The following is a 463-nucleotide window of genomic DNA, read 5'->3' on the forward strand; positions in this document are numbered from 1 at the left end:
TCCACCGACGGGGCTCATCGGCTCCCCGACGGGAGCCACTCCTCCGACGGGGCTCACCGGCTCCCCGACGCGGGGTGCGCCGGCGACGGGGTCGGTGTCCGACGCGGGGCGGGGATCCGTGCGGGGGCCGGCGCCCGTCACGGGACCGGTGCCGGGCATGGGACCGGTGCCCGGCATGGGACCGGTGCCCGGCACAGGGTCGGCGCCCGCGACGGAAGCCATTCCCCCTGCGGGTCAACTTCCGGCGGTAGGCGGCCCGGCCGGGCACCCCTCGGCCGCAGGCCGCGCGGCGGGTCGGTCTCCGGCGGTACGCGGCCCAGGGGGGCACCCCTCGGCCGTAGGCCGTCCGGCGGGTCAACTTCCGGCGGCAGGCGGCCCGGCGGGTCAGCCTCCGGCGGAAGGTCGCCCGGCGGATCAGCCTCCGGCGGCAGACCGCGCGGCGGGGCACCCCTCGGCCGCAGGT

At 80.3% G+C, this 463-nt stretch carries 1 pseudogene; it reads right to left on the reverse strand.

From position 1 onward, the window contains the following. Positions 1-222: pseudogene (locus tag GTY56_RS41035) on the reverse strand (hypothetical protein); the annotation flags it as partial. Positions 223-463 lie beyond the last annotated feature (241 nt).

It is taken from the genome of Streptomyces sp. SID5643, from assembly GCF_009872555.1.
GTDB classification, from domain to species: domain Bacteria; phylum Actinomycetota; class Actinomycetes; order Streptomycetales; family Streptomycetaceae; genus Streptomyces; species Streptomyces iakyrus.